Raw genomic sequence first — 237 nt, forward strand, 5'->3', positions numbered from 1 at the left:
AAACGTCCGTGGGTGCTGTATGTGGGTCTCGTCGCACCGCATTTCCCGCTCGTCGTGCCGCAGGAGTGGCTCGATCTGTATCCGCCAGAATCGCTCGATCTGCCGCTGCTGCATCCGTCGACGGGTTATGTGCGGCACCCGTGGGTCGAGCGCCAGGCGCGCCATATGGACCACGATTCGGCCATCGGCAGCGAGGAGCGGCGGCGTCTCGCAGTGGCGTGCTATCTTGCGCTCGTT

The 237-nt window shown here is 65.0% G+C and carries 1 pseudogene; it reads left to right on the forward strand.

Annotated features, from left to right (window positions below):
* A pseudogene (locus U5A58_RS40725) lies at positions 1-237 on the forward strand (sulfatase); the annotation flags it as partial.

This window comes from Paraburkholderia sp. J7, from assembly GCF_905220155.1.
GTDB lineage: Bacteria > Pseudomonadota > Gammaproteobacteria > Burkholderiales > Burkholderiaceae > Paraburkholderia.